General features: G+C 49.8%; 8 protein-coding genes. 7 read left to right on the top strand and 1 reads right to left on the bottom strand.

Features of this window, described 5'->3' with window-relative positions:
* The 5 genes from PHU49_11810 to PHU49_11790 form a co-directional block, all read left to right on the top strand.
* On the top strand, positions 1-668 hold a 668-nt coding region (locus PHU49_11810), incomplete at its 5' end, for a TolC family protein (GenBank protein MDD5244691.1).
* The gene (locus PHU49_11805) at positions 668-2488 is read left to right on the top strand and encodes an HlyD family efflux transporter periplasmic adaptor subunit (protein ID MDD5244690.1); all 1821 of its coding nucleotides are present in this window, start codon (positions 668-670) and stop codon (positions 2486-2488) included. The genes PHU49_11810 and PHU49_11805, both read left to right, overlap by 1 nt.
* A gap of 6 nt (positions 2489-2494) precedes the next feature.
* On the top strand, positions 2495-3160 hold the full coding sequence (locus PHU49_11800; protein ID MDD5244689.1) for an ABC transporter ATP-binding protein: 666 nt from the start codon (positions 2495-2497) through the stop codon (positions 3158-3160).
* A gap of 7 nt (positions 3161-3167) precedes the next feature.
* Positions 3168-4349 (top strand): ABC transporter permease, encoded by a 1182-nt coding sequence (locus PHU49_11795; GenBank protein ID MDD5244688.1) that lies wholly within the window; start codon positions 3168-3170, stop codon positions 4347-4349.
* A 147-nt stretch (positions 4350-4496) separates the two neighbouring features.
* Complete coding sequence (locus tag PHU49_11790) at positions 4497-4904, top strand: protease inhibitor I42 family protein (GenBank protein MDD5244687.1); 408 nt, start codon at positions 4497-4499, stop codon at positions 4902-4904.
* On the opposite strand, the gene PHU49_11785 is transcribed toward PHU49_11790, so the two are convergent.
* Complete coding sequence (locus tag PHU49_11785; GenBank protein MDD5244686.1) at positions 4901-5854, bottom strand: MBL fold metallo-hydrolase; 954 nt, start codon at positions 5852-5854, stop codon at positions 4901-4903. The genes PHU49_11790 and PHU49_11785 overlap by 4 nt on opposite strands.
* A 448-nt stretch (positions 5855-6302) precedes the next feature.
* Between PHU49_11785 and PHU49_11780 the strand changes: the two genes are divergently transcribed.
* Both PHU49_11780 and PHU49_11775 read left to right on the top strand, forming a co-directional pair.
* Positions 6303-7670, top strand: coding sequence for a CoA-binding protein (locus tag PHU49_11780; GenBank protein ID MDD5244685.1), 1368 nt, complete (start codon positions 6303-6305; stop codon positions 7668-7670).
* The coding region (locus PHU49_11775; protein MDD5244684.1) for an acetate--CoA ligase family protein at positions 7664-7857 on the top strand (194 nt) is incomplete at its 3' end. The genes PHU49_11780 and PHU49_11775, both read left to right, overlap by 7 nt.

Below are 7857 nucleotides of genomic sequence, written 5' to 3'. Positions count from 1 at the left end.
AACCCCCCGCATTTAAGGAAGCCATGGAGATCGCCCGGAAGAACAGGTCCGATTATCTGAAACAGTTGCAAAACCTTGAGACAACAAAACTGCAATACAACGTGGCAAAAAACGGCCTTCTCTGGGACTTCTCGGTCAGCGCAGGCGTAGGGAGCGGTATGACAAATTCCAGGTTCGGGGCAGCTTACAGCAGCGCCGGCAGTCTGGGAAAAAGCGACTGGAACGTGGGCGCAACCCTTACGATACCCCTTAACATCACCGATCTCACGAACACCTACCTCATTGCAAAAGTGGCATACGATACACAAAAGAATAACCTCATAAAGCTCGAAAAAACCATTGAAGCAAACGTCTTGAACGCAACCAGAGATGTCGATATGCAGTACCAGCAACTTCAACTCGCAAAGCGCAATACCATACTGGAACAGAAAAAGTTTGACGCTGAAAACGAAAAGATGAAGGTCGGCAGAAGCAGTCTTTTTCAGCTTCTCAGTTTTCAGGACAGCCTTGTTACCGCACATAACACCGAGTTGTCCGCGCTCATCTCTTACCTTAATGCCCTGACAACGCTGGATCAGACACTCGGGACAACCCTGAAGACGTGGAATATAGACGTTACAAAGGATGACGATGAAGTAAAAATAGCGACAAAAAACAGTAGTAAATAATGAGAGACACGGTCTGTGATGGAAACAACAGGGGCGGTGAAGTGGTTAAGGAAATAGTGTACAAAAACATTTTAGACAACATGCGCGACGGCGTCATGACCATCGGCATAGACGGCATGATCATCACCTTCAACAATGCAGCGGAGATAATCCTGAACCTGAAAAGCGGGGACGTTGTGAACAGAACCTTCGGCGAGGTCTTCCTTGTTGCGGAAGAGAACGACGAATTTAATCAGACCATCCTGAACGCAGTCTACGAATCGGCAATGGTACATAACGCAAGGGTGCACTATAAAACATCAGAAAAGGATCTGGTCCTCAACGTTACCACCTCCTTCCTCAAATCACCTGAAGGAAAAGAAGATGAAAAAGGGGCTGTCATCGTAGTCTTTCAGGACATTACCGAGGTTGAACAATTACGGGAATCAGAGGCCCGGCTTACCGGCGAACTAAAGGCACAGCATAAAGAGCTGCAGGCTGCTTACATCGACCTGGAAGGGGCAAATACAAACCTCCAGGCAGCCCTGAAAAAGGTCCACATGATCCGCGTTGTCGCTACAGCCTTTGTAATAGTGCTCTTCGTGATCCTCGGTCTTATAAGCTGGAAGATGGCTATACCGCCCGGCAGCAGACCTGCGAAGGAAACCCGCGCAGAGGTAAAGGACCCTTCTCAGATGAAAACGTTCATTGTGAGCGAACAGAGATTGACCGATTCCATCGCCCTTAAAGGGTCTCTGAAGCCCATTAACGTGGTCAACATTACAAGCCCTTTCACCGGCAAGGTGAAGGAAAAATACTTCCAGTACGGGGAATCCGTCCGGAAAGGACAGTTGCTTTTAAAAATGGACGCGACGGAAACGGAGACCAAATACGGGGAAGCCAATGTCACGTACATAAAGGCCCTCGAAAAGATGAGAGAGATGGAAAAATGGGACAACGCCGATGAGGTGACGAAGGCAAGACGGTCCGTTACCAAATCGAAGATGACTCTTGATACTGCAAAGAGCAAATTTGAACAGAGCAATATCCTGTTTAAAAAAGGATACATCTCTGCGACTGATCTCGAAAGCGACAAACAGCAATACGAAACATCCAGGATGGACTACGATGCCTCCCTCCAGGAATTGCAAACAGCCCTCAACAAAGGCAAGGGGGACAATTACCGCGTGACAAAGATCGAGCTGGATAATGCGAGGACCAAGCTGCAGGTGCTGGAGCAGCAATTACAAAAGGCAAACGTCATCGCGCCGGTCTCAGGCACGGTGATCCTGCCCGATGTGGGCACTGACAAGGATAAAAAAGGGAAGCTCATAGAGGTCGGCATGTCCTTCACGGAAGGAGACCTGCTCGTATCCATCGGCGATACGGGAGGGTTTTCGGTGACGGCCGAGGTGGACGAGATGGAGGTGTTAAAGCTCAAAAAGGGCCAGGAAGCCTTAATCACCGGCGATGCCTTTTCGGGCATAACGCTGAAGGGAACCGTCTCCCACGTCTCATCACAGGCGTCAAAAAGTGACGCTTCAAAGAAGACGCCTGTCTATGCAATAATCGTATCGGTCGAAAAATATCCGCCCGATGCAAGAGAGAAGCTGCTCCTCGGCATGTCCTGCAAGGTACAGATAACAACCATGGACAGACCGAATACCCTCATGGTCCCTATCCGGGCCGTCAGTATCGAAGGTAAAGACAACTACGTGATGATGAAGGATAAAAAGACAAATGAGATAAAAAAGATCAAGGTTGAAACAGGCATCACCACCCTTGATTCCGTGGAGATAATAAAGGGATTGACGAAAGGAGAAGAAATACTTCTGCCCTGACCGGATATGCTGCGCTTAACAGACATAAACAAATCCTACCGGGTCGGGCCAACCACAGTCGATGTATTGAAGGGGATCTCCCTCACGGTTGAAAAGGGCGAACTCCTCTCCATTATCGGTCCTTCCGGAAGCGGAAAATCGACGCTCATGAATATCATGGGGCTCCTGGAACAGCCTTCAGCAGGGTCATATTTCATAGAGGATACCAAGATCACCTATGATGACGACAGGATGCTTTCAAGTCTGCGGAACAGGATGATCGGTTTTGTCTTCCAACAGTATCATCTGCTGCCGAGATTAACGGCCATCGATAACGTCGGCCTGCCCCTCATCTACCGGGGGATCAGTGAAAAAGAGATTACGGAAAGATCGATGGAGTATATCAAAAAGGTTGAGATGCAGGAACGGTCTCACCATAAACCGACGGAACTCTCAGGCGGGCAGCAGCAGAGGGTCGCAATCGCGCGGGCGCTTACGGGCAATCCTGCGCTCATCCTTGCAGACGAACCGACGGGCGCCCTTGACACCCACACAGGGCAGGAGATCATGAACCTCTTTAAGAGATTGAACAAAGAGGAGGGGATCACGATCGTAGTTATCACCCACGATCCCAAAATAGCCGCGCAATGCAAACGCAGGGTCGAATTAAGGGACGGCATCATTACGGGATGAGAAAACCATGATAATCAAGGCAAACATCAAGGAGGCACTGAAGAGCCTTATAACGGCAAAACAGCGCACGATCCTCGCCCTTATCGGCATTGTCATCGGTATCGGGTCCGTCATCGGCATGGTATCGATCGGCACGATCGTACAGAACGAGGCCCTGAAGCAGTTCAGGGACATGGGCATCGATATCGTCTCGGTCACAAAGGATTATGAGGAGCAGGGCAGCAGCGATAAGGGGTTCAACATCGACGACATCTATAATCTGCCGCATTACAGTCCCTCAATCAAAAAGGTTGCGCCCTATATTATGTCGAGTGCACAGTATTCATACGCAGGCCAGGATATGTATTTGGAACTCATGGGCGTCGATGAATCATTCTTCGATCTCAATAAATTATATATCCGGGAAGGCCGTCCATTGTCCGATCTCGACAGAAACAGGTTTTTCTGCGTCATCGGCTCAGAGACCGCGGATATGTTGCGAAAGGCCGGCATCAAAAAACTCATTGGAGGGCAATTCCTGTTCGGGGAGCGCATCTACACTGTGGTCGGCATCCTGAAAAATCTCCCTGAGGGCGGCGGCATGAGACCGTCAGGCATCAACAGAAGCGCTATCACCCACATCAGTACGGCCATGCGCGTATTCACAACAAATGATATCACCACCTTCATGGCAAGGGTAAGCACGGAGGACAGCAAGACAGTCAAGGCCGTTATAGAGAATTATTTCAATAAAAAGGCAAGGGGGCTCCGCGTAAGGGTGCGCACTGCCGAAGAACTGATAACACAGATGCAAAAACAGATGCAGCTTTTTACCCTGCTGCTTGGCGCAATAGGGAGCATCGCCCTCATAGTCGGAGGCATCGGCGTCATGAACGTCATGCTCATTTCGGTGACGGAGCGCCGCAAGGAGATAGGGATACGAAGGGCACTCGGCGCTCAGAGAAACGATATTGAGACCCAGTTCATCATAGAGTCCGTCACCCTCTGCTTCGTCGGCGGCATTATCGGCATCATTATAGGGATCATCATTTCATACGTCTTTGCACATTTCTCCAAATGGGAATTTCTCATATCGCAGTCTGCAATTGTCCTTGGTTTTTGCGTTGCAACGGCGGTGGGGGTCTTTTTCGGCTACTACCCCGCCCGCTCGGCAGCCCACCTCGACCCTGCGGCAGCGCTGAGAGAATAACTAATAACTGATCGTATATCGTAGTTCGTATATCGTATATCGAGATTCCAAAAAGACCGTTCGGCGTAATGCGTGAGGGGAGAAAGGCAGCGAAGAGCAGAGAGCTGAGAGCGAAGAGTGAAAAGCAAAGAACAAATGGAGGATGGTATGAAAAAACCGGTTTTAACAGTCTTTGTAATGACCTGCCTGCTGATCCTGTTCATGTCCCATGGGTGCGCTCAGGAATCAGTCATGAAAAAGAAAAAGGTCTTCAGCGGTTCGGAAACCCCCTTTGCAATGAAGGTCGACGATGAGTTTGTCCTGACGCTCGAATCGAACCCTACAACAGGCTACCGGTGGCAGTTCGCAGACAAGCCGGACGAAAAGATAGTCAGGTTCATCAGTTCAGAATACAAGGCCCCGGAGACGAAGCTTGTCGGGGCCGGCGGGAATGAGGTCTGGACATTCAAGGCAGCAGGCAAGGGGAAAACCACGATCAACCTCATATATGTCCGTCCCTGGGAAAAGGATACTCCTCCCGCAAGGACAGCAACCGTGATAATTGTCGTGGATTAAACCTCGATCTCCATTCCATCGTAGGCAAGATCTATTATGAGTGGATAGGACTCCGCGTAGAGTGCAAGGTACCTTCTTGTCTTTTCCAGAAATTCTTCCAGCTTCGCGTCATCGACTGTCGGTTCGTTGTGATACATGCAGAGGCGTTTGACCCCCGCCCTGACACTCAACTCAACAGCGCTCATGTTATTGGAATGTCCCCAGTCTTCCTTCGCCTGTACAGCCTCGGAGAAGGCATACTGTGCGTCAAAGATCAAAAGGTCGGTGTTCCGGAAAAAGGCGATGAAGGGATAGTTCGCATTATCAACATCCTGCTTGTGCTCGGAATCCGTAGAATAGACAATACTTTTACCGTCCTTCTCAAACCTGTACCCATAGGAATGACCCGGGTGGTTCTGTTGAAAGATCTTCACGGTGAATCCGCCTATCGCGTATGGCCTTCCAGGGTCAAGGACAGTAAAACGTATATCGCTGCTCATTGCTTTAAGGGGCACCGGAAAATTGTTAACATTCTGCTGTGTCACGAATGATTCCTCAAGGTAGTCATGGCACCCGTAGATATTTACCTTGTTGCCGGGTATGTAGGCAGGGATAAAAAAGGGGAAACCCTGGATATGGTCCCAGTGGAGGTGGGAAAGAAAGATATGGAATGTATGCTGTTTTTGAACACCCTGCTGCATAACATAATTTCCGAAATCTCTCAGTCCTGTCCCGGCGTCACAGATGATATAATCTTCACCGCCGACAATCTCCGCGCAGGACGTATTCGTGCCGTAGCCCCCTTTTACGGAAAAAGGGAGATCCTTTTCAATGAATTGTCTGATCGCATTGTCATCATAGGAGGACAAACCCTCCGATGCCTTTATTGCCTTGTATATCTTTGCCCTGATCGTCTCTGCCGTAACAGAAGCCGGCAATGAACCCCGTGTTCCCCAGAAATGCACCTTCATATGACCTCCACCCCTCCTTAATTCTTTGAAGCCGATTATAACAGAAAATCGCCGGATCACGCAAGTCGATAGTGATAAGCATAAACCCGTAAGTCGTGAGGCGATAAACCCCGTGAATCGTGAGTCGTAATTCGTAAAGGGAGAAAGACTGTACGGCACAGGAAGAGCGGATTGTCATTGCGAGCCCACAGGGCGTGGCAATCCCATCTTTTGAGATCGCCACGGCTTCGCCTCGCGATGACAATAAGGTTCTGAACGTAGAACATTGAACATTGAACGGATGTTTCCTTACGCCGAACACATCACGTCGGACGGTTTTTTTGGAATCTCGATATACGAAATACTATATACGATTTTGAATCATCTGCCATTCTATTGTATTTTCCACGCTAAAGGATTAAAATGATTTCAACGTGCTTCAACAATCTGATCCGCTAAAGAGGGAAAGATGGATCTTAAGCGATTATTTAAACCGGGAACAATGGCGGTCATCGGAGTTTCTCTCAGCAACGAATCCAATCCGGCAAATGTCATATATAACAAGAACCATCTCCGTTACCAGATTCCGGTCTATGCGGTGAATGGAAAGGGCGGCCTTATCCGTGGGGAAACCGTCTATCCAAAGATCAGTGATATCCCGGTAAAGATCGACCTGGCGATTATCGCCACGAAAGCCGACATTGTCCCCGCGGTCATGGCTGAATGCATCGAGGCCGGCGTGGGAGGCGCAGTGGTCATTTCAGGCGGGTTTTCAGAGGCCGGCTTTACAGACCTCCAGAACAGGCTTGTATCAACGGCAAAGGAGGCTGATTTCCCGTTTATCGGGCCCAATTGTCTCGGGATCTTCGCCCCTTCCCACATGGATACCTTCTTCATACCGGGCGAGAGGATGGTAATACCCGGCCTGGGAAGGGTTGCCATGGTCAGTCAGAGCGGGGGCATTCTTGTAGACCATATGGCCAAATGTGCCCTTGAGGGAGTCGGGGTGTCACTGGCTGTCAGTATAGGCAACAAGGCCCTCATCAATGAAATCGACATGCTCCGGTATTTCAGGGAAGACCCCGGGACCGACGTGATCACCTTTTACTTAGAGGGATTTGATGAAAACGAGGGACGGACATTCGTGCTTGCCGCAGCGGAATGCGGGAAACCCGTGATTGTCCTCAAATCCGGCAAAACCCCCGCGGGAAGCAGCGCCGTCAAAAGTCATACGGCCTCGATCGCCGGTGATTATGAGGTCTTTTCTTCAGTCATGACACAACATGGAGTAGTTGAAGCAATGGACGAGTATGAGATTGTGACATTTGCCGAGTCCCTCAGCTGTTACAAAAAAACAATCAATGGGAACATCGGGATCATTACGGGCAGTGGGGGGCACGGTGCCCTGGCTACCGATACCTGTCTCTCCCATGGACTTAAGGTCCCGACATTCAGTGAAGCGGAACAAACAGAGCTCCGCAATAGCGTATCGCCGACAATTAAAAATATTGCATCTTTCAGCAACCCGATCGACCTTACAGGGAGTTCGACAGATGATGATTTCGTGGCAGCGGCACTCACTTTAAGCAGAAATAACAACATAGAGTGTATCATCATGCTGCTTCTCCCCTATATCCCCGGGATCACCATGGACCTCGGGGCCCGGTTGAACCTTGTCTATCAACAGGAGGGTAAGCCTATCGTTGCCTATGTGCCGCACGTGGACAAATACAACATGCTCATTGAGGGCTTTACATTAAACAACATGCCCGTTGCCCATTCTGTAGAAGACGCGGTGCACATGGCAGAGGCGATGAGGAGATACAGGCCATGCTAAGGGAAGAGATCCTCACATTACTGGCTGAGGCATCCTCAAGGGGATGGCTGATGGAGCCGCAGGCAAAACAGGTCTTTCGTCTCTCGGGCCTCGATGTGACACGGTTTCTCTGGACAAAGGAGATTCAGGAGGCAACCCGGTTTGCCGCTGAGATCGGGTATCCTGTGGTTGCAAAGGTGGTCTCTCC

It is taken from the genome of Syntrophorhabdaceae bacterium (genome assembly GCA_028713955.1).
In the GTDB taxonomy this organism is placed as follows: Bacteria; Desulfobacterota; Syntrophorhabdia; order Syntrophorhabdales; family Syntrophorhabdaceae; genus UBA5609.
Note: the sequence above shows the minus strand (reverse complement) of the source record. Positions and strands in the feature narration are given on the sequence as shown.